This is a genomic window from Citrobacter sp. CK189, from assembly GCF_030333505.1.
Taxonomy (GTDB): Bacteria; Pseudomonadota; Gammaproteobacteria; order Enterobacterales; family Enterobacteriaceae; genus Citrobacter_B; species Citrobacter_B koseri.
On sequence record NZ_JAOWFV010000040.1, the window covers coordinates 102,700 to 120,070 of the forward strand.

General features: G+C 57.0%; 21 protein-coding genes. 2 read left to right on the forward strand and 19 right to left on the reverse strand.

The window, feature by feature from the left end; all coding sequences use genetic code 11:
• Positions 1-9 precede the first annotated feature (9 nt).
• The 4 genes from alsC to OGV83_RS18840 all read right to left on the reverse strand — a co-directional run bounded on the left by alsC (position 10) and on the right by OGV83_RS18840 (position 4,631).
• Entirely contained in the window at positions 10-990 is a 981-nt protein-coding gene (alsC, locus tag OGV83_RS18825; protein ID WP_012134559.1) for a D-allose ABC transporter permease, read from the reverse strand.
• Positions 969-2,501, reverse strand: a complete 1,533-nt coding sequence (alsA, locus tag OGV83_RS18830; protein ID WP_058668428.1) for a D-allose ABC transporter ATP-binding protein AlsA — start codon at positions 2,499-2,501, stop codon at positions 969-971. The genes alsC and alsA overlap by 22 nt, the downstream gene beginning before the upstream one ends.
• A 250-nt stretch (positions 2,502-2,751) precedes the next feature.
• Positions 2,752-3,687, reverse strand: coding sequence for a D-allose transporter substrate-binding protein (alsB, locus tag OGV83_RS18835; protein ID WP_012134557.1), 936 nt, complete (start codon positions 3,685-3,687; stop codon positions 2,752-2,754).
• Positions 3,688-3,740: 53 nt separating this feature from the next.
• On the reverse strand, positions 3,741-4,631 hold the full coding sequence (locus OGV83_RS18840; RefSeq protein ID WP_012134556.1) for a MurR/RpiR family transcriptional regulator: 891 nt from the start codon (positions 4,629-4,631) through the stop codon (positions 3,741-3,743).
• 359 nt (positions 4,632-4,990) lie between these two features.
• Between OGV83_RS18840 and rpiB the strand changes: the two genes are divergently transcribed.
• Together rpiB and yjdP are read left to right on the forward strand one after the other, a co-directional pair.
• Entirely contained in the window at positions 4,991-5,440 is a 450-nt protein-coding gene (gene rpiB, locus OGV83_RS18845; RefSeq protein ID WP_024130821.1) for a bifunctional allose-6-phosphate isomerase/ribose-5-phosphate isomerase RpiB, read from the forward strand.
• Between the two features lie 69 nt (positions 5,441-5,509).
• Positions 5,510-5,842, forward strand: a complete 333-nt coding sequence (gene yjdP / locus OGV83_RS18850; RefSeq protein ID WP_012134552.1) for a DDRRRQL repeat protein YjdP — start codon at positions 5,510-5,512, stop codon at positions 5,840-5,842.
• A 55-nt stretch (positions 5,843-5,897) separates the two neighbouring features.
• Here yjdP and phnP read toward each other — a convergent pair whose 3' ends face one another.
• The 15 genes from phnP to yjdN form a co-directional block, all read right to left on the reverse strand.
• The gene (gene phnP / locus OGV83_RS18855; protein ID WP_286464344.1) at positions 5,898-6,656 is read right to left on the reverse strand and encodes a phosphonate metabolism protein PhnP; all 759 of its coding nucleotides are present in this window, start codon (positions 6,654-6,656) and stop codon (positions 5,898-5,900) included.
• Between the two features lie 8 nt (positions 6,657-6,664).
• Positions 6,665-7,099, reverse strand: coding sequence for an aminoalkylphosphonate N-acetyltransferase (gene phnO / locus OGV83_RS18860; RefSeq protein ID WP_012134549.1), 435 nt, complete (start codon positions 7,097-7,099; stop codon positions 6,665-6,667).
• Positions 7,086-7,640, reverse strand: a complete 555-nt coding sequence (gene phnN / locus OGV83_RS18865) for a ribose 1,5-bisphosphokinase (RefSeq protein WP_012134548.1) — start codon at positions 7,638-7,640, stop codon at positions 7,086-7,088. The genes phnO and phnN overlap by 14 nt, the downstream gene beginning before the upstream one ends.
• A 2-nt stretch (positions 7,641-7,642) precedes the next feature.
• Positions 7,643-8,779 (reverse strand): alpha-D-ribose 1-methylphosphonate 5-triphosphate diphosphatase, encoded by a 1,137-nt coding sequence (phnM, locus tag OGV83_RS18870; RefSeq protein ID WP_012134547.1) that lies wholly within the window; start codon positions 8,777-8,779, stop codon positions 7,643-7,645.
• Complete coding sequence (gene phnL / locus OGV83_RS18875; RefSeq protein WP_047459594.1) at positions 8,776-9,456, reverse strand: phosphonate C-P lyase system protein PhnL; 681 nt, start codon at positions 9,454-9,456, stop codon at positions 8,776-8,778. The genes phnM and phnL overlap by 4 nt, the downstream gene beginning before the upstream one ends.
• A 107-nt stretch (positions 9,457-9,563) precedes the next feature.
• Positions 9,564-10,322 carry a phosphonate C-P lyase system protein PhnK gene (gene phnK / locus OGV83_RS18880; protein ID WP_047459591.1) on the reverse strand — a complete coding sequence of 253 codons (759 nt, stop codon included), beginning with the start codon at positions 10,320-10,322 and terminating at the stop codon, positions 9,564-9,566.
• On the reverse strand, positions 10,319-11,110 hold the full coding sequence (phnJ, locus tag OGV83_RS18885; protein WP_065422776.1) for an alpha-D-ribose 1-methylphosphonate 5-phosphate C-P-lyase PhnJ: 792 nt from the start codon (positions 11,108-11,110) through the stop codon (positions 10,319-10,321). The genes phnK and phnJ overlap by 4 nt, the downstream gene beginning before the upstream one ends.
• Positions 11,111-11,156: 46 nt before the next feature.
• A complete protein-coding gene (locus tag OGV83_RS18890) occupies positions 11,157-12,224 on the reverse strand; it encodes a carbon-phosphorus lyase complex subunit (RefSeq protein ID WP_012134543.1) in 1,068 nt (355 codons plus the stop codon).
• Positions 12,224-12,808, reverse strand: a complete 585-nt coding sequence (phnH, locus tag OGV83_RS18895) for a phosphonate C-P lyase system protein PhnH (protein WP_058668431.1) — start codon at positions 12,806-12,808, stop codon at positions 12,224-12,226. Before phnH ends, OGV83_RS18890 begins: the two co-directional genes overlap by 1 nt.
• Positions 12,805-13,257, reverse strand: coding sequence for a phosphonate C-P lyase system protein PhnG (gene phnG, locus OGV83_RS18900; RefSeq protein ID WP_058668432.1), 453 nt, complete (start codon positions 13,255-13,257; stop codon positions 12,805-12,807). Before phnG ends, phnH begins: the two co-directional genes overlap by 4 nt.
• A 4-nt stretch (positions 13,258-13,261) precedes the next feature.
• Complete coding sequence (gene phnF / locus OGV83_RS18905) at positions 13,262-13,987, reverse strand: phosphonate metabolism transcriptional regulator PhnF (RefSeq protein WP_024130818.1); 726 nt, start codon at positions 13,985-13,987, stop codon at positions 13,262-13,264.
• Positions 13,988-14,007: 20 nt separating this feature from the next.
• The gene (phnE, locus tag OGV83_RS18910; protein ID WP_012134539.1) at positions 14,008-14,787 is read right to left on the reverse strand and encodes a phosphonate ABC transporter, permease protein PhnE; all 780 of its coding nucleotides are present in this window, start codon (positions 14,785-14,787) and stop codon (positions 14,008-14,010) included.
• Between the two features lie 104 nt (positions 14,788-14,891).
• Positions 14,892-15,908 (reverse strand): phosphonate ABC transporter substrate-binding protein, encoded by a 1,017-nt coding sequence (gene phnD / locus OGV83_RS18915; protein ID WP_024130817.1) that lies wholly within the window; start codon positions 15,906-15,908, stop codon positions 14,892-14,894.
• 23 nt (positions 15,909-15,931) lie between these two features.
• Complete coding sequence (gene phnC, locus OGV83_RS18920) at positions 15,932-16,720, reverse strand: phosphonate ABC transporter ATP-binding protein (protein ID WP_012134537.1); 789 nt, start codon at positions 16,718-16,720, stop codon at positions 15,932-15,934.
• A 132-nt stretch (positions 16,721-16,852) separates the two neighbouring features.
• Entirely contained in the window at positions 16,853-17,299 is a 447-nt protein-coding gene (yjdN, locus tag OGV83_RS18925; RefSeq protein ID WP_047459584.1) for a VOC family metalloprotein YjdN, read from the reverse strand.
• Positions 17,300-17,371 lie beyond the last annotated feature (72 nt).

Sequence of the window (17,371 nt, forward strand, 5' to 3'; positions counted from 1 at the left end):
ATCCATTCCTTACTTACTGATAAGACGGTCAAGGGCGACAGCCGCGATAATTAATCCGCCCATCACCACCAGCTGGTAATAGGTTTGTACCTGCAAAATATTCAGACCGTTGTTGATGGTGCCGATGATTAAGCCGCCAATTACCACCGAGAAGATGCGCCCCTTGCCGCCGAAGAAGCTGGTACCGCCAATGATGGCGCTGGCGATGGCGTAGGTTTCAAAACCCATTCCGGCTAAGGGTTCTGCGGCGCCGAGTCGCGCAGTAGAAACCACGCCCGCCAGTCCCGCGCAAATGCCGGAGATGATAAACACCACCAGGATGTGAAACTTCACGTCAATCCCGGAATAGAACGCCGAGTTTTTGTTGCCGCCGAGCGCGTAGATGTTGCGCCCAAGCCGCATGCGGGTAGTGAGGAACCAGAGGATCACCGCGACAATCAGCGAGAAGATGACCGGCACGGGGACACCTAACACGCTGGCGGCGAAGAAGTTCACGAAGTCGAATGAGAAGCCGTATACCGAGTTGGCGTCGGAAATCACCAGCGTGATACCACGGAAAATCGCGTTAGTGCCAAGGGTGATAATGAACGGATGCAGGCCAGTCCAGTTCACCAGGCAGCCGTTAATCGCTCCCAGCGCACCGCCGACCAGCACGCCGCCAATCAGCGCCGCAAAGAACGGATCGACGCCTGCCAGCATCAGTTTGGCCGTCACCATCCCGGACAACGCCAGAATCGCCCCGACGGAGAGGTCGATACCGGCGACCAGGATGGCGAAGAATTCACCCATGCCGATCAGCACCGTTACCGAACTCTGGACAAAAATCTGGGTGATGTTGTTGGTGGTCAGAAAATATTCTGACGACAGCGAACCGAAGATGGCGACGATAATCGCCAGGATGAAGAAGGTGCCGTATTTATCCCAGAACAGCGCAAAGTTGAACGGTTTCTTCCCGTTCACGTCACCTTTTACTCTTGTGGTAATGCCCATGCCATAATCTCCTCTTCGCTCATGTCATCGCGATTGGTCAGGATTTGCGTCAGTCGTCCTTCGCAGAACACGGCGATGCGGTCGCAGACGGCGATAATTTCAGGAAGTTCAGATGACACCATCAGGATGACTTTTCCGTCGTCCGCCAACTGGCGCATCACTTTATAAATTTCGGCTTTCGCACCGACGTCGATACCACGGGTCGGCTCGTCGAAAATGATCACCTCCGGGTTACAGCACAACCATTTGGAAATCAGCACCTTCTGTTGGTTTCCGCCGGAGAGTTCGGTGATGTTCTGGTTAACGGAATGACACTTCAGCGCCAGCAGTTCGCGCTGCGCTTCGGCGGTACGCTGCTCGTCGCCTTCGTGGAACAGGCCCATCGCCCCCTTAAAGCCGCCGCTTTTCAGGCTGCGGCCGATCGCCATGTTCTGGGCGATAGAGAAATTGGGGAAGAAGCCGTTATCCCGGCGGCTTTCGGTGATGTAAGCCATCCCTTTTTTCACCGCATCCAGGGGGGAGCGCGGGGAGATGGTTTTCCCGTTCAGACGGATCTCGCCGCTTGCGCGTTTATCGACGCCGAACAGGCAATCCATCAGCTCGGTGCGCCCGGAGCCGACCAGTCCGGCGAAGCCTAAAATTTCGCCCCGGCTGACGCTAAAGGAGATATCGCGAACCTTTTTCTTGTCGCGGCTGGTGACGTTTTTCACCTCGAATACCGTATCGCGCTCGATGTTGCCGGTGCTCTCTTTCATGGCGTTAAAGCGGTTTTGCAGTTCGCGGCCAACCATCAGGCGGACGATATCGTCGTTGCTGACGTCGCTCACCATCCCGCTGCAAACGCTGCTGCCGTCTTTCATCACCGTATAGCGGTCGCAGATGCGGCGAATTTCCGCCAGCTTATGCGAGATGTAGACGATGGCGGTGCCCTCTTTGCGTAGCTGATTCATGATCAGAAACAGGTAGTCCACCTCTTTATTGGTGAGCGAGGAGGTGGGTTCGTCCATGATGATCACTTTGGCGTTGAGCATCAGCGTCTTGGCGATTTCCAGCATTTGCTTATGGCTGATGGATAAATTCGCCACCTTTTCGTCTAAATCGACTTTTAAACCGACGCGCAGCAACATCATGGCGGCCCGTACGCGCATCTCTTTCCAGTCAATAATATTGACGCCACAGACTTTTTTCGTCAGATGACGACCAATATATAAATTCTCCAGCACGGTTAATTCATCAATCACGCTGAGTTCCTGATAAATAATGCCAATGCCGAGTTGTGCCGCTAATTTATGATCCAGCTTGTCGTAATTAACGTTATTAATCGTAATGGTGCCTTTGGTCGGTTCATGTATTCCCGACAGAACCTTCATCAACGTTGATTTACCGGCGCCATTTTCTCCTAATAATGCGTGTATTTCATAAGGATAAACCGTTAAATCAACCGATTTTAATGCGTGAACCGGACCAAAGGATTTGCCGATCCCCGCCATCGAGATATATGGCGTGACCATAATTAACCTCTTTTACACTTCATCCTTCAAGCTGTCTCTTTGTTGGCTACCTTCGCTCACCCCAGTCACTTACTTATGTAAGCTCCTGGGTATTTACTCAGTTGCCGCCTCGATGCATCTCGAATGATTTTGTGTAAGAAAAATATTGACTAAATCAGTGCCATTGCCTGATGGCGCTACGCTTATCAGGCTTACGTTCGGGTCGGCCGGATAAGAGGCTTTCGCGTCGCCATCCGGCCTATTTACGGACTTACTTTGCGACCAGGATGGAATCGACCAGCTTAAATTCCGGCGCTTTATCCAGCGGGATCACGTTGCCTGATTTCGCGGCATCCACCATCAGCCTGAGCCCTGTCGCGCCGATATCCGCAGGGTTCTGAGCGATGGTCGCCGTCATCTGTCCGGCCTCCACCATTTTGCGGGCTTCCGGGATACCGTCTGTACCTACCACCAGCACTTTTCCGCTTTTCCCGGCGTTAGCCACGGCCTGGGCGACGCCCATCGCCATGGTGTCGTTAGCGCAATAAATCGCTTTGATATTCGGGTTGCGTTGCAGCACGTTGGTGGCAACGTCTAACGCTTTGATTCGGTCCCAGTCTGCGGGTTGGCTGGCGACCAGCTTGATTTGGCTTGCTTTTTTGAAAGCCTCGGTTGCGCCATTGCGGCGCGCCTCGCCGGAGGCGTTACCGGCTTTACCTTCAATAATGGCGACTTCACCGCCCTCGGCGCCCAGTTTCTCAATAATGAACTCCGCGCCTTTGGCGCCCACGGCGACGTTATCGGTGGTGACAAACCCTTCGACGTTACCGCCCGCTTTTTTCAGGTTATCCATATCGATTTTTTCATCGAGATTGACCAGATAAATCCCTTTCTTCCACGCGCGGGCGACGGGCATCACCAGGTTTACTGAGGATAATGGCGCAAAGGCGATACCTTTGTAATTTTTATTGCTGAGATCTTCGAATAGCTGCAACTGAGACTGAAAGTCGCCTTCCGAAGGAGAGGCAAAAATATCGACGCTGACACCCAGCGTTTTTGCTTCATCTTCAATACCTTTTTTCATATCCACCCAGAATGGATTGGATAATGTTTTTAATACTACGGCATATTCGGCGGCGGCAAATGCGCTGGTGGACAACATTAAGCCCATAGCCGCACCGCTGAAATATTTCAGATATTTATTCATAGCAGTATTCTCAGTGTAGGGTGTTGCTCCCGAAAATGAGAGCAACGAGCATTTTATTTCAGCGCGCCTGGTGAAAAGAAATCAACAATTGCGCCAGTTTTTTGCATATTAATGGTTGCCTGTTCGATATTCAGTTGGGCGACGGAAACAAAAAATGCATCCAGTAGAGTGAGTTGTAATATGCGTGCGGAAGCATTACGCCCTAATAACGGTGTTTCTGGTGCTGGCGAACAAATAATATAGTCAGCCAATTTGGCGATAGGTGAATGGTAGCTGTGGGTGATACAGATAATTTTGGCACCATTCTTTTTCGCCAGTTCAACCGCGGCTTTTACATCACTGGTGCGCCCGGAATGGGTCACCACCAACACGACATCGCCTTCTTTTAATAGCGATGCGGACATCATCATGATGTGCGCGTCCGGGTAAGTCTGGCAGCGCACGCCGATGCGTAAGAACTTATGCTGTACGTCCGCGCAGATGGCATTCGACCCGCCAGCGCCATACAAATCACGCTGCTTCGCCTGATAAAAGAAGCGTGCGGCGCGATGAATCTCATCCACGTTGACGATTGACTGACCTTCCATAATGGTGCGCAAGGTAATGTTGAATACCTTATTCACCACATCCTGCGGCGCTTCATCAAAGGCCAGTTCGGCAGGCAATACCTGCTCAGACTGAGAAAAATAGTCTTCCAGCGCGCTGCGTAAGTTGCGAAATCCGCTGAATCCCAGCAGTTTCGATACCTTAACAATCATGGCTTCAGATACCGCCAGCGCCTCTGCGACATCTTTAATGGCTGGCGCGCTACTGAGATTACCCGGCTTGAGTAACCACTCGACGATACGGCTCTCGTTCTCCGTCATGCCTTCCTGCTTCATGCGCAGGTAAGGCGCAAGCCCGATGCCGTTTGGAAGCCCTGAATCAAATTCTGACTGACTCATTACGTTCTCTTGTCCTTGAAATGAAGACGCCACTATATCACCACAGCAGGAACAGAAAAGATGCTGACCACTTCACAAAATAGTTAAATTTATAAAGTTTGTCATTTTGTGAATTTAATAACGTTGATAAAAATACGGAATGAAAATAAGTCAATACAAAACAATGAATTATAGTTTTTGCTTGTTCAGGTGCAACCTGTGTAAGCATCAAGATCGGGTATTTGTCGCTCTTGCTTTGCCGAACGGAGGTGTGTAGAACAGGCCCATACAGCGGCTTTCTGTCGATTTATTGTTCTTTTAAATTCATTTAAATCACAAATATTTTTTATTCGTAAAGTTTGACCAGGGCGAGAATGAGTATGAAAAAGATAGCATTTGGCTGTGATCACGTTGGTTTTATCCTGAAACAGGATATTTTGACGCACTTAACCCAGCGCGGTATTACGGTGATTGATAAGGGAACCTGGTCGCCGGAGCGCACGGATTACCCGCATTATGCCAGCGAGGTGGCACAAGCCGTTGTCTCTGGCGAGGTTGATGGCGGTATTCTGGTGTGTGGCACCGGTGTGGGGATTTCGATAACGGCAAACAAGTTTGCCGGAGTCCGCGCCGTCGTTTGCAGCGAACCCTATTCGGCACAGCTTTCGCGCCAGCATAATGATACCAACGTGCTGGCTTTTGGCTCGCGGGTTGTTGGGCTGGAGCTGGCAAAAATGATCGTGGATGCCTGGCTGGATGCGGGGTTTGAAGGGGGGCGCCATCAAAAGCGCGTGGAGGCGATTATGGCGATAGAACAGCAGGGCAAATGAGATTCCTCCGCTACATGTCGAACAGGCCATTCGCTACCGTGAGGGGAAGATCTCTGCGAGGCTGGTTTTATGAAACGCTATTCTACGCTCATTGCTCTGGGCCTGTTGTCGCTGACGACGCTTCCTGCGCATGCCGATATTGTTGATGACACCATCGGTAATATTCAGCAGGCGATCAATGACGCGTATAAATCTGACAACGGGCGGGATTATGAGGATGACCGCCGTGATGAAGAGTGGCAGCGCCAGATGAGCGACGATCGCCGCAGACAATATGACGACAGACGCCGTCAGTTTGAAGATCGGCGTCGTCAGTTGGACGATCGCCAACGCCAGCTCGATCAAGAACGTCGTCAGCTGGAAGATGAAGAGCGCAGGATGGAAGACGAGTACGATCGTTAACCGCGCGACAATCGTAGGCCGGATAAGGCGCAATGCGCCGCCATCCGGCGTAAGGCTACTCCAGCACAATCTCCATCCCGTCATATCCGGCTTCAATGCCGTCCGGCAGGGGGTTATCCATCAGCCATACGTCGAACGAGTGGCTGATGTGGGTGAGAATGACCCGTGGGCAGTGAATCACCTCATTGAGCGCGATAACCGTGTTTACATCGCAGTGATTACGCGGCGCTTCCGCGCGTGGCGCGTGACTACAGTCGATGACGATCGTCTGCGGCTGGTTATTCAGCAGAAATTTTACTGTCTTATCCGGCAGTGCTGCGGTGTCCGACAGCCACGCGACGCGGCTGTGCGCAGATTCCAGCAGATAGCCAAACGTCAGTTTTGAATGGTTAAGCGGCAGCGGCGTTACCTGTAATCCCTGGAGATCGAAGACCACAAACGGTTCGACGGTGTGGCTGAAATCAAGGATGCCGGGGTGTTTAAACAGATCGTCGCAGCCCTGTTCATCCGGCGGGCCATAAACCGGAATCGCGGCGCCCACGCCCCAGCGCAGGGGGAACAACCCCTGAACATGATCCATATGATAATGCGTGAGCAGAAACTGCTGAAAAGATCCGGCGGGCCAGCGATCGGTAAGATCGTGCAGGCCCGCATCAAGCAGCGTTACCGCGTCATTGAATTTGACGACGCCGCTACAGGGGCGGCGGCGATACTGCTCCTGTAAGCGTGCCCGACGGCAGGCGAGACAATCGCAGCCGTATGCTGGCACGCCCTGTGCGCCGCCGGTTCCTGTTAGCGTAATCGTCAGGCTCATTAGTCACCTCAAAGCGCTTTGGTAAAACGAAAATGGCTTTGCGCATACCCTTCGCGCAGATAAAACCGGTGCGCATCATGGCGTTTCACGCTGGTGGACAGCTCCGTCATCTCCGCGCCGGCCTGGCGGGCCTCTTCTTCCGCCCATGCCAGCAACCGGCTGCCGACTTTCAGACCTCGCGCCTGCGGCATCACCACCAGTTCCTGGATCTCCCCGATCCAGTTAGCGTGATGCAGGTGGTACTGCATATGCAGGCCGATCATCCCGACAACCTGCCCGTCGCGCAGCGCCAGCTGGTAGCGTATCGTGCGATCCTGCAAATTTGAGGCAAATCCGGCGCGAAAGGCCTGGCGGTCGAACTCCGCTTGTTTCAGTTCGCAGATCAGTTGATACACCGCGTCGGTATCGTCCGGCGTGGCCCGGCGTAGTTCACAGACAGGCATGGCTTTTCTCCTGGCGGCCCATTAACGTTAATAAGGTATCGACTGACTGTAGCAAACTTCCGTCATTATTGAGGATATGACAGTTAAAAGGGGCGTAACGGGCCGCGCGCGCCAGGCGAGCGGCAATCTCGGTTTCGCTTTCACGCCCGCGCGCCTGTAGACGCTGGCGCAAAATATCGGGAGAGACCTGCAAACAGATAGGCAGCAGCGCTTTGCCGTAGCGGGCCTGCGCCTGCGGCAGATGGGCGCGTGAGCCGTTAACCACCACGTCAAAACCGGCGTGCAGCCACAGATCGATCTCCACGCCAACGCCATAGTACAGGCCATTAGCGTGCCAGCTCAGCGCCAGTAAATTTTGCCCTGCCCGAGTGAAAAACTCCTGCTCGCTCAGCGCAATATGGTTCTCGTTGCCCGCGTTAGCCGCACGCGTGATATAGCGGTGCGCAACCAGCAACTGCGTATGTTCCCGCTGGCGGAGCGCCGCCAGCAAACTGTCCTTACCGGAGCCGGACGGCCCCATCAGCCAGATCAGTTTTCCCATAGTCAGAACACCCTTTTACCCTGACGCCAGACGTGGTCGATATGAATGTGATCGCCTTTACGGTGCGCCAGCACCAGATCGGCGCGCCTGCCTTCGGCGATGATGCCGCGATCGTCGAGATTCAGCGCGCGCGCCGGGTTGCGTGTCACCAGGCGCATTGCCTGCGGCAGCGTAAATGTGTTGGCCTCGTCGTCCGCCACGCGGAATGCCGCGTCGAGCAGGCTGGCGGGGTAATAGTCGGAGGAGAGGATATCCAGCAACCCCAGTTCTGCCAGCTTATGCGCCGCCACGTTGCCGGAGTGCGAACCGCCGCGCACGATGTTGGGCGCGCCCATCAGTACGTTCATCCCATGCTTGCGTGACGCCTCTGCCGCCTCGAACGTGGTGGGAAATTCGGCGATCACGCTGCCAAGCTGATGCGATTCCAGCACATGATCGGGCGTTGCGTCATCGTGGCTTGCCAGCGCGAGATGACGTTCGCGGCACATCTGCGCGATGGCGGCGCGGTTCGGCTGCGACCAGCGCGCCGCAAGCTGAAGCTGTTCCTCTTCGTAGTGGGCCATCTGTTCATCATTGAGTGAATATTTGCCCTGATAGTATTCACGGTACTTCTCGCGGTTAGCGAACTGGCGCTGACCCGGCGAGTGATCCATCAGCGAGACCAGCGTTACCGGCTCGCGATCCACCAGCTTTTCGAACAGCGGCAGGGTGGTGTGATGGGGTAATTCACAGCGCAGATGCAGACGGTGTTCGGCGCGGTTAACGCCGCGTTTCTGCGTCTCTTCGACGGCATTGATCATCTTTTCCAGATTTTCCAGGCGATCGCCGCCGTCGCGGACATCGCCAATCGCAACGGCATCCAGCACGGTGGTGATACCGCTGGCGACCATCAGCGCGTCGTGGCTGCTCATAGCGGAATGGGCGGGCCAGTCCACCTTCGGGCGTGGGGTGAAAAATTTGTCGAGATTATCGGTATGCAGCTCAATTAAACCCGGAAGCAGCCAGCCGCCTTCGCCATCCAGCGCCTCGGGGTGACGGCTCTGACTTTCCGCAAAGGCGCGGATAATCCCATCCTGCATTTCCAGCGATCCCTGCACCACTTCGTCTTCCAGCACCAGCTTTACGTTGTTGATAATCATGATGTGGTTCCCATCAGATGCAAACGATCCGCTACGCGATCGCGTACGGTTTGATCGTGAAAAATGCCGACAATCGCCGCGCCGCGCGCTTTGGCTTCTTCAATCAGCGCGACCACGGCGGCGCTGTTTTTGGCGTCCAGCGAGGCGGTGGGTTCATCAAGCAGCAGGATCGGGTAATCGACGATAAACCCGCGCGCGATATTCACGCGCTGCTGCTCGCCGCCGGAAAAGGTGGAGGGCGCGAGATGCCATAGCCGTTCCGGGACGTTCAGGCGCGTCAACAGGTTCGCGGCTTTCGCGGCGCACGTTTCGCGGGCGACGCCCAGATCCAGCAGCGGCTGCATCACCACATCCAGCGCGGAGATCCGGGGGATCACGCGCAGAAACTGGCTCACCCAGCCGATCGTCGAGCGACGCACTTCCAGCACCTTGCGCGCCGGGGCCTGCACCAGATCGATCCACTCATCGCTATGACGAATGTGGATGTGCCCTTCGTCCGGCAGATAGTTGGCATATAGCGAGCGCAACAGCGTCGATTTACCGCTCCCGGAGTGGCCGTGCAGCACCACGCATTCACCGTTTTGTACCTCCAGAGAGGCGTTTTGCAGCACCGGCAGGCGCACGCCATTTTGCTGGTGCAGCACAAAGGTTTTACTGACGTTTTCTACGCGAATCATTTTGGCCTCTTAATTCTGATTGCCGGATGGCGGCTTCGCCTTATCCGGCCTACAGGTGCGCTTTTTGTAGGCCGGGTAAGCGAAGCGCCACCCGGCAAAACAAAAAATCAGTTCTGCAATACCGACGACACCAGCAACTGGGTATAAGGGTGGTGTGGATCGTCGAGCACGCGGTCGGTTAATCCACTTTCCACCACCTGACCTTGCTTCATCACCAGCAGACGGTCTGCTAACAGGCGCGCCACGCCCAAATCGTGGGTGACAATCACCACAGCCAGATCCAGTTCCACCACCAGGCCGCGCAGCAGGTCCAGCAGCTTTGCCTGTACGGAAACGTCCAGTCCGCCGGTGGGTTCGTCCATAAACACCAGCTTCGGGTGAGTGACCAGGTTGCGGGCGATCTGCAAACGCTGCTGCATCCCGCCGGAAAAAGTGGTCGGCAGGTCGTCGATGCGCGAAGCCGGAATTTCCACCTCCTCCAGCCAGCGCTTCGCCGTGGCGCGGATTTCACCATAGTGACGCGCGCCGGTGGCCATCAGGCGTTCGCCGATATTGCCGCCCGCCGAGACCTGGCGGCGCAGTCCGTCCATCGGATGCTGATGCACCACGCCCCATTCCGTGCGTAGCAGGCGGCGGCGGTCGGCTTCGCTCATGCCGTACAGTGAACGGTTCTGGTACAAAATGTCGCCGGACTGCGGCGTCAGGCGCGAGGAGATCGATTTCAGCAGGGTGGTTTTGCCGGAACCGGACTCCCCGACAATGCCCAGCACTTCACCAGGCCACAGGTCAAAAGAAACATCGCTGAAGCCTTTGCCCGGCGCGTAGAGATGGGTCAGGTTATTGACTGAAAGCAGCGGTTGCGTCATTTGATGAGTGCCTCGCTCTGTTGGCGGCAATAATCGGTGTCGGAGCAGACAAACATCCGTTTGCCGGTGTCATCCAGCACCACTTCGTCGAGATAGCTGTGTGTTGAACCGCAGATGGCGCAGGGCTCATCCCAGGTTTGTACGGTGAACGGGTGATCGTCGAAATCGAGGCTTTCCACGCGGGTCCAGGGCGGCACGGCATAGATGCGTTTTTCGCGCCCCGCGCCGAACAGTTGCAGCGCGGGCATCATATTCATCTTCGGGTTGTCGAATTTCGGGATCGGCGACGGGTCCATGACGTAGCGGTCATTGACCTTCACCGGGTAGGCGTAGGTGGTGGCGATATGGCCGAAGCGGGCGATATCTTCGTACAGCTTCACCTGCATGACGCCGTACTCTTCCAGCGCGTGCATGGTGCGGGTTTCGGTTTCGCGCGGTTCGATAAAACGCAGCGGTTCAGGGATCGGCACCTGGAAGATAATGATCTGATCTTCGGTCAGCGGCGTTTCCGGGATCCGATGACGGGTCTGGATCAGCGTCGCGTCTTCGGTGCGCTCGGTGGTGTTCACGCCGGTCACGCGCTTAAAGAAGTTGCGGATCGACACGGCGTTGGTGGTGTCATCCGCCCCCTGGTCGATCACTTTCAGAATGTCCGGCTCGCCAATCACGCTGGCGGTAAGCTGAATGCCGCCCGTTCCCCAGCCATAGGGCATCGGCATTTCACGCCCGCCGAACGGCACCTGATAACCGGGGATCGCCACCGCTTTTAAAATAGCGCGGCGGATCATGCGTTTGGTTTGCTCGTCGAGATAAGCAAAGTTGTAGCCGGAGAGGTTAGTCGTCACGGGCGGCCTCCTGTTGCAGGCGTTTGAGCAGTTCCAGTTCAGCCTGGAAATCGACGTAGTGGGGGAGTTTGAGGTGCGAAACAAAACCCGCCGCCTCGACGTTATCCGCATGCGCCAGCACGAACTCTTCGTCCTGCGCCGGGCCCGTGACCGTTTCATCGTATTCGGGTGCCTGTAGGGCTCTTTCCACCAGCGCCATCGCCATTGCTTTACGTTCGCTCATGCCGAACACCAGTCCGTAGCCGCGGGTAAAGTGCGGCGCGTCGTTTTCCGGTGCGACAAAGCCGTTGACCATTTCGCATTCCGTCATCAGCAGTTCGCCGACGTTCACGGCAAATCCCAGCTCCTCCGGCACCGTTTCCAGCCCGACGTAGCCGCTGCGGATCTCACCGGCAAACGGGTGGTTGCGTCCGTAGCCGCGTTGCGTGGAATACGCCAGCGCCAGCAGATACCCTTCGTCGCCGCGCATCAGCTGTTGCAAGCGTGAGGAGCGCGAACAAGGGTAAACCGGCGGCGTGCGGGTGATGTCATCCGGCACGGCGCCGCTGTCTTCTTCACGCTTCGCCAGCCCCTGGTTCGCCAGCAGAGAAAAAACGTGCGGCGCGGCGTCCTGCATGGCGTCAGCGGTACGCAGCGGCGGCGTTTCGCCGTTCGCCAGCAGGGTAAAATCGAGCAGGCGATGGGTGTAATCGTAGGTCGGCCCCAGCAACTGCCCGCCGGGAATATCCTTGTAGACGGCGGAAATACGGCGCTCTAAACGCATCTCTGCGGTGTTCAGCGGCTCACTGACCGCCAGCTTTGCCAGCGTGGTGCGGTACGCGCGCAGCAGGAAGATGGCTTCGATGTTATCGCCGCTGGCCTGTTTTAAGGCGAGCGCGGCCAGTTCACGGTCGGCGATGCCTCCTTCGGTCATCACGCGATCCACGGCCAGGTTCAACTGTTGCTCGATTTGCGCCACGCTCAGTTCGGCGAGGGTGTCGTCGCCCCGGCGTCGGTTTTCCTGCAACGCGTGGGCGTTGGCTATCGCCTTTTCGCCCCCTTTGACGGCTACGTACATCAGCACACCTCCACATGGGTGGTTCGCGGAATCGCCAGCAGTCGCTCGCCGCAGGTGAGGATGAGATCGACCCCCAGCGGGAACGGGTGCGGGCGCTCAGTCAGTTCATGGATGAGGCACTCCGGCAGCTGCGGGGCAATCATGCGTTCTTCGGCGATACCCGCCCCGGTCAGGCGCAGCATACGTCCACCGCTCAGGCTGGCGACCTGGACGATCAGGGTGGCGCTGGTTTCCGGCGCGACGGCGCTTCCGGCGGAAAGGGCATTTAGCTGCTCGCTGCTGATGTGTTCATCGGCGACGGCAAAGGCGGCCTGCTGCGGCTGTTCAACCAGCGGCGCGCTGGTGTGAAAGCGCAGGTTCTGACTGGCAATGTCGTTGTTGATGGACGGCGCGAGCCATACCGGGGTGTCGCCGTCGACCAGAGTGAGCAATACGCTGGTGGTGGCCAGATTCAGCGGCTGCCAGCCGTGCTTCAGTTGATGCAGGGCGACAATCACCCCCGGCTCGCTCATCGCCTTCAGCAGGCGACGAAAACTCTGTTGCGCGTCCTGAACGGGCAGGGTAAAGGCGGTTTGTAGGGTCATGCGTTATCTCCGCGTACCAGCGTAAAGAAGTCGACCCGGCTGGCGTTTACTTCGGCGCGGCGAGCGGTAATGTGTGCGTCGCGTTCCGCCTCCAGCGGGGCAATTAAGGTTTCCATTAAGGTCTGGAAGTGAGTGTGCTCCTGCAACAGCGCGTCGATGATGGCGCACTGCTCGGCGTGGTGTTTGTTGCGCCCCAGCAGGTAGCTGTAGCCCAGCGTGCCGCTCTTAAGACGCACCACCGCACGGGTCAGCGTGGTATCTCCGGCGAAAAAGCGGTTGCCGGTGCCGCCCATGCGGGCCTGAATCTGCATCAGTCCGGTTTCCGGGGCGCGAATCAGTTCATATTCCGGCGTGAGTTTCAGCGCCTGCATTTTCACGTTAAGCGCGTCGGCGTTGCTGTAAGCCAGCGCGCGCATCCAGCGCTGGCGAGTGGCGGTATCGAAGTGCATTCCGTCAGTGCTCCATAGTGAATTCGATCATGTCGGCGCGGGTCAGGCTGACGGAATACTCCGTCGCGTTTTCCTCGCCGTCACGGTGGTTCAGCGTGCGCACGCACAGCAGCGGCGCCATGTTGGGAATTTCCAGCACCTTGCTCTCTTTGGCCTGCGCACGGCGAGCGCTGATGCGCGTCTGGGTGCGCTGTAGCGCCAGACCGCACTGCTCGCGCAGGTAGTCATGCAGCGAACCGTGGTTAAAGCCCTGCAACAGCGGCCAGAGGGCGAGGTCGGAAAAGTAATGGTCGATCAGGCACAGGGCGATGCCATTTACCCGGCGCAGGGTGCGCAGGTGGATGACGTTATCGCCCTCTTTGACGCTCAGCGCATCGGCGATGTGGCTGGATGCCGGGCGCAGCACCGCCAGCAGTTTTTCGCTGGTGGGATGACTGCCTTGTTCCAGTAGATTCTGGCTAAAGCGCGCCTGGGCATTGAGCGGGTAATCGAACGGGCGCATCAGCACCAGCACGCCGACGCCCTGGCGACGCTGCACCCAACCGCGCTCCACGAGCTGGTCGATGGCGCGGCGCAGCGTGTGGCGGTTCACCTCATAGCGGGCGGCAAGCTGATGTTCCGCCGGAAGGTAATCGCCGCAGCGGTAATGCTGGCGAAGCTCCTGCTCAAGTCTCGCGGCAATCTCCTGATAGCGCGTTGGGTAACTGGTCGGATGTGTAGACAAGTGCATAGCCATCAAGACCTCGCTAATCAGATAAAGTGCTTACGCAAACGCTGGGAGAGGAAATCCAGCAGGCTGACGGTAATGATGATTAACACCATCAGGGCGCAGGTCTGCGGGAACTGAAAGCCGCGAATCGCTTCCCACAGCGTGACGCCGATGCCGCCTGCGCCCACCATGCCGACCACCGTGGCGGAGCGGACGTTGGACTCAAAACGGTACAGCGAGTAGGAGATGAGCAGCGGCATAACCTGCGGCAGCACGCCGTAGAGGATCTCTTCAATTTTGTTGGCGCCGGTGGCGCGAATGCCTTCAACCGGGCCGGGTTCAATGGCTTCCACCGCTTCAGAAAGCAGCTTGGAGAGCACGCCGGTGGTGTGGATAAACAGCGCCATGACCCCGGCAAACGGCCCGAGACCAACGGCGACCACGAACAGCATGGCGAAAACCATTTCGTTAATCGCGCGGCAGGCGTCCATCAGGCGACGCATCGGCTGGTAAATCCACCACGGCACGAGGTTATCGGCGCACATCAGGCCGCAGGGAATCGACAGAATGACCGCCAGCGCAGTGCCCCAGACGGCGATTTGCAGGGTGACGGCCATTTCGCCCAGATAGTGCTGCCACTGGCTGAAGTCCGGCGGGAAGAAGTCGGCGGCGAAGGTCGCCATGTTGCCGGAATCCTGAATTAGCGTGAGTGGGGCCATTTCGGCGCCCTTCCACGAAACGACCAGGACGGCGAGAAGGATGGCCCAGCTCAGGAGCGAGAACCAGCTACGCTTTGGCGGGGCGACGGTGATGCTTTGCATGTTTAGCTCCGTGCGTCGTTTATTGCCGGATGGCAGCGCTTGCGCCTTATCTGGCCTACAGAACATCGTAGGCCCGGTAAGCGAAGCGCCACCGGGTATCAGGTTTACTGCACCGCTTTGGTGACGCTGGTCATCGCGCCCAGCGCGGCGGTCAGGCGGTCGAGATCGTCCAGCTGCGCTTTAATCGCGGAGGTTTTGCTGGTTTTTTCGCTCTCGTTCAGCCCTTTGTTGTCCTTCACGCCCTGCATTTCTTTAAACAGCGCCAGCTGGCGAATCGGCACCAATTGCAGGTCGCTGGAGGGGCGGAACGGCGCCCAGCCCAGGCGTTCCAGCACGGTTTTCTCTTCCGCTGTTTTGCCGTAATTCATAAAGAAGTCGTACACCTTGTCCTTGGTGGTTTCGGAGAGATTTTTACGCCAGACGATCGGATCGCCCGGGATCAGCGGCGACTTCCAGACAACCTTCAGTGCTTTCAGCTTGTCCGGCGCGGAGGTTTTCAGTTTGTCGAGGTTTTCGGTGTTATTGGTTGCGACATCCACCTGCTTGTTGGCGACGGCCAGCGCGTTGGTTTCGTGGCTGGCGTTAACGGTGCGTTTGAAGTCGCTGGCGGAGATGCCGTTTTTGGCGAAGACGTAATAACCGGGGACGAGGAAGCCAGAGGTGGAGTTCGGATCGCCATTGCCGAAGGTGAGATCTTTACGTTTGGCGATCAGATCGTCCAGGTTATTGATCGGGCTGTCTTTGTTGACGATCAGCACGCTCCAGTAGCCCGGCGATCCATCTGCGGCGACGGTCTGGGCAAATACCTGACCGTTAGCGCGATCCACGGCTTCCATCGCCGAGAGGTTGCCGTACCAGGCGATATCCACTTTGTTGAAGCGCATTCCCTGAATGATGCCCGCATAGTCAGGCGCGAAGAAGGCGTTCACTTTGACGCCCAGTTTCTTTTCCATGTCCTTCAGGAACGGGTCCCACTGCGGCTTCAGGTTTTGCTGTGATTCGGTCGAAATAATGCCAAAGTTCAGTGCTTTTTCCTGTTCTTCCGCATGTGCCGGGCTTAACAAGGTGCTGATGCTGAACATGCTGGTGAACGCCAGCGCGGCAACGGCTTTGTAGCTCATTTCCATTCCTCATTGTGGGGATGTTAAGCAGCCTGCGCGTTCTGTTCGACGCGGTTCATGCTGCGGTAGAGATGGTCAAAACGATCGTTATCAAAGTGCTGGCTGCTGCCGTCATAGAACACATGCCCCTGACGCAGCGCCACAATGCGTTCGCAGTAGCGCAGGGCGTAATCCACCTGATGCAGCGTGACGACCACGGTGATGCCGTCGGTCTGGTTAATGTCGCGCAGGGTGTCCATCACAATGCGCGCCGACTCCGGGTCCAGCGAGGCGATCGGCTCATCGGCGAGGATCACTTTCGCCTGCTGCATCAATGCCCTGGCGATAGCAACGCGCTGCTGCTGTCCGCCGGAAAGCGTCGATACGCGCTGATGCGCGAAGTGCGCCATCCCGACGCGGGTCAGCGCCTGTAACGCGCGCTGCTTCTGCGCCTGGGTGAACCAGCTAAAACAGGTACGCCAGAACGGCGTGCTGCCGAGCGCGCCGATCAGCACGTTCTCCAGTACGGTCAGACGGTTCACGAGGTTGAACTGCTGGAAGATGTAGCCGGTGTGAGCGCGGCTTTTGCGGATGTCCCGCGCCAGTTTGCCCTCACGCTGTACCGTGCGGCCCAGTAGCTCGACATGGCAGCCCGGCGCTTTATCGCCGGTAATCAAACCGCTTAAGTGACGTAAAAGGGTGGATTTGCCGGAACCGGAAGGCCCAAGCAGAGCCACCATCTCACCGGAAGAGATGTTCAGATCAACCGCATGCAGCGCCTGATGCTGATTGAACGTTTTGGAGAGTTTCTCGACGCGAATAACCGTTTGCATGATGCGGCCTCCCTAAAAAAGTGGCCCCATCGTGGCGGATTAATGTGACGTTTTAGTTAAGGGATGGTTACTTGACGATGAAGAATTGAAGGGGCTTCGATGACAGCACGGGAGGGCGCGCCTCCCGTCGGTTTACTCTGTCGGCTGCGGCTGTTTCACCACATTGATCATCCACGGTACGCCATATTGATCGGTCACTTTCCCGAAACCGTGCGCCCAGAAGGTTTCCTGCCAGTCCATTTCGATTTGTCCCTGTGCGGCCAGGTTATCAAACCAGCGTTTCCCTTCGGCGACATCCTGCGTGTCGAGCACCAGCGTAAAACCGGAGTAACTCGCGTTCCCCGACGCGACGGCGTCGCTCATCATGATATCGCTGCCTGCAATGCGCACGTTGGCGTGGGCGATGGAGGTATCAGGGAATTGCATGCCTGACGGGCAACCGTCTTCGCTGCCCTGCTCTGGCGGGGGCATTTCACCAAAGGTGATTTTATAGAGGAGTTCCGCGCCTAACGTTTTGTGGTAGTACGCGATAGCGTCGGCACAGTGACCGGCAAAAGAGATGTAGGGACTTAACGGCATAATCGTGACCTCAGGTAAGAGAAGCCAGTTAAGTGTAGTTATCGTAGGCCCGGTAAGCGAAGCGCCACCGGG

What these genes read in the sequence shown, in the direction of transcription:
- alsC (WP_012134559.1), bottom strand. Translation starts at nt 990, where the DNA reads ATGGGCATTACCACAAGAGTAAAAGGTGACGTGAACGGGAAGAAACCG.
- alsA (WP_058668428.1), bottom strand. Translation starts at nt 2,501, where the DNA reads ATGGTCACGCCATATATCTCGATGGCGGGGATCGGCAAATCCTTTGGT.
- alsB (WP_012134557.1), bottom strand. Translation starts at nt 3,687, where the DNA reads ATGAATAAATATCTGAAATATTTCAGCGGTGCGGCTATGGGCTTAATG.
- OGV83_RS18840 (WP_012134556.1), bottom strand. Translation starts at nt 4,631, where the DNA reads ATGAGTCAGTCAGAATTTGATTCAGGGCTTCCAAACGGCATCGGGCTT.
- rpiB (WP_024130821.1), top strand. Translation starts at nt 4,991, where the DNA reads ATGAAAAAGATAGCATTTGGCTGTGATCACGTTGGTTTTATCCTGAAA.
- yjdP (WP_012134552.1), top strand. Translation starts at nt 5,510, where the DNA reads ATGAAACGCTATTCTACGCTCATTGCTCTGGGCCTGTTGTCGCTGACG.
- phnP (WP_286464344.1), bottom strand. Translation starts at nt 6,656, where the DNA reads ATGAGCCTGACGATTACGCTAACAGGAACCGGCGGCGCACAGGGCGTG.
- phnO (WP_012134549.1), bottom strand. Translation starts at nt 7,099, where the DNA reads ATGCCTGTCTGTGAACTACGCCGGGCCACGCCGGACGATACCGACGCG.
- phnN (WP_012134548.1), bottom strand. Translation starts at nt 7,640, where the DNA reads ATGGGAAAACTGATCTGGCTGATGGGGCCGTCCGGCTCCGGTAAGGAC.
- phnM (WP_012134547.1), bottom strand. Translation starts at nt 8,779, where the DNA reads ATGATTATCAACAACGTAAAGCTGGTGCTGGAAGACGAAGTGGTGCAG.
- phnL (WP_047459594.1), bottom strand. Translation starts at nt 9,456, where the DNA reads ATGATTCGCGTAGAAAACGTCAGTAAAACCTTTGTGCTGCACCAGCAA.
- phnK (WP_047459591.1), bottom strand. Translation starts at nt 10,322, where the DNA reads ATGACGCAACCGCTGCTTTCAGTCAATAACCTGACCCATCTCTACGCG.
- phnJ (WP_065422776.1), bottom strand. Translation starts at nt 11,110, where the DNA reads ATGATCCGCCGCGCTATTTTAAAAGCGGTGGCGATCCCCGGTTATCAG.
- OGV83_RS18890 (WP_012134543.1), bottom strand. Translation starts at nt 12,224, where the DNA reads ATGTACGTAGCCGTCAAAGGGGGCGAAAAGGCGATAGCCAACGCCCAC.
- phnH (WP_058668431.1), bottom strand. Translation starts at nt 12,808, where the DNA reads ATGACCCTACAAACCGCCTTTACCCTGCCCGTTCAGGACGCGCAACAG.
- phnG (WP_058668432.1), bottom strand. Translation starts at nt 13,257, where the DNA reads ATGCACTTCGATACCGCCACTCGCCAGCGCTGGATGCGCGCGCTGGCT.
- phnF (WP_024130818.1), bottom strand. Translation starts at nt 13,987, where the DNA reads ATGCACTTGTCTACACATCCGACCAGTTACCCAACGCGCTATCAGGAG.
- phnE (WP_012134539.1), bottom strand. Translation starts at nt 14,787, where the DNA reads ATGCAAAGCATCACCGTCGCCCCGCCAAAGCGTAGCTGGTTCTCGCTC.
- phnD (WP_024130817.1), bottom strand. Translation starts at nt 15,908, where the DNA reads ATGAGCTACAAAGCCGTTGCCGCGCTGGCGTTCACCAGCATGTTCAGC.
- phnC (WP_012134537.1), bottom strand. Translation starts at nt 16,720, where the DNA reads ATGCAAACGGTTATTCGCGTCGAGAAACTCTCCAAAACGTTCAATCAG.
- yjdN (WP_047459584.1), bottom strand. Translation starts at nt 17,299, where the DNA reads ATGCCGTTAAGTCCCTACATCTCTTTTGCCGGTCACTGTGCCGACGCT.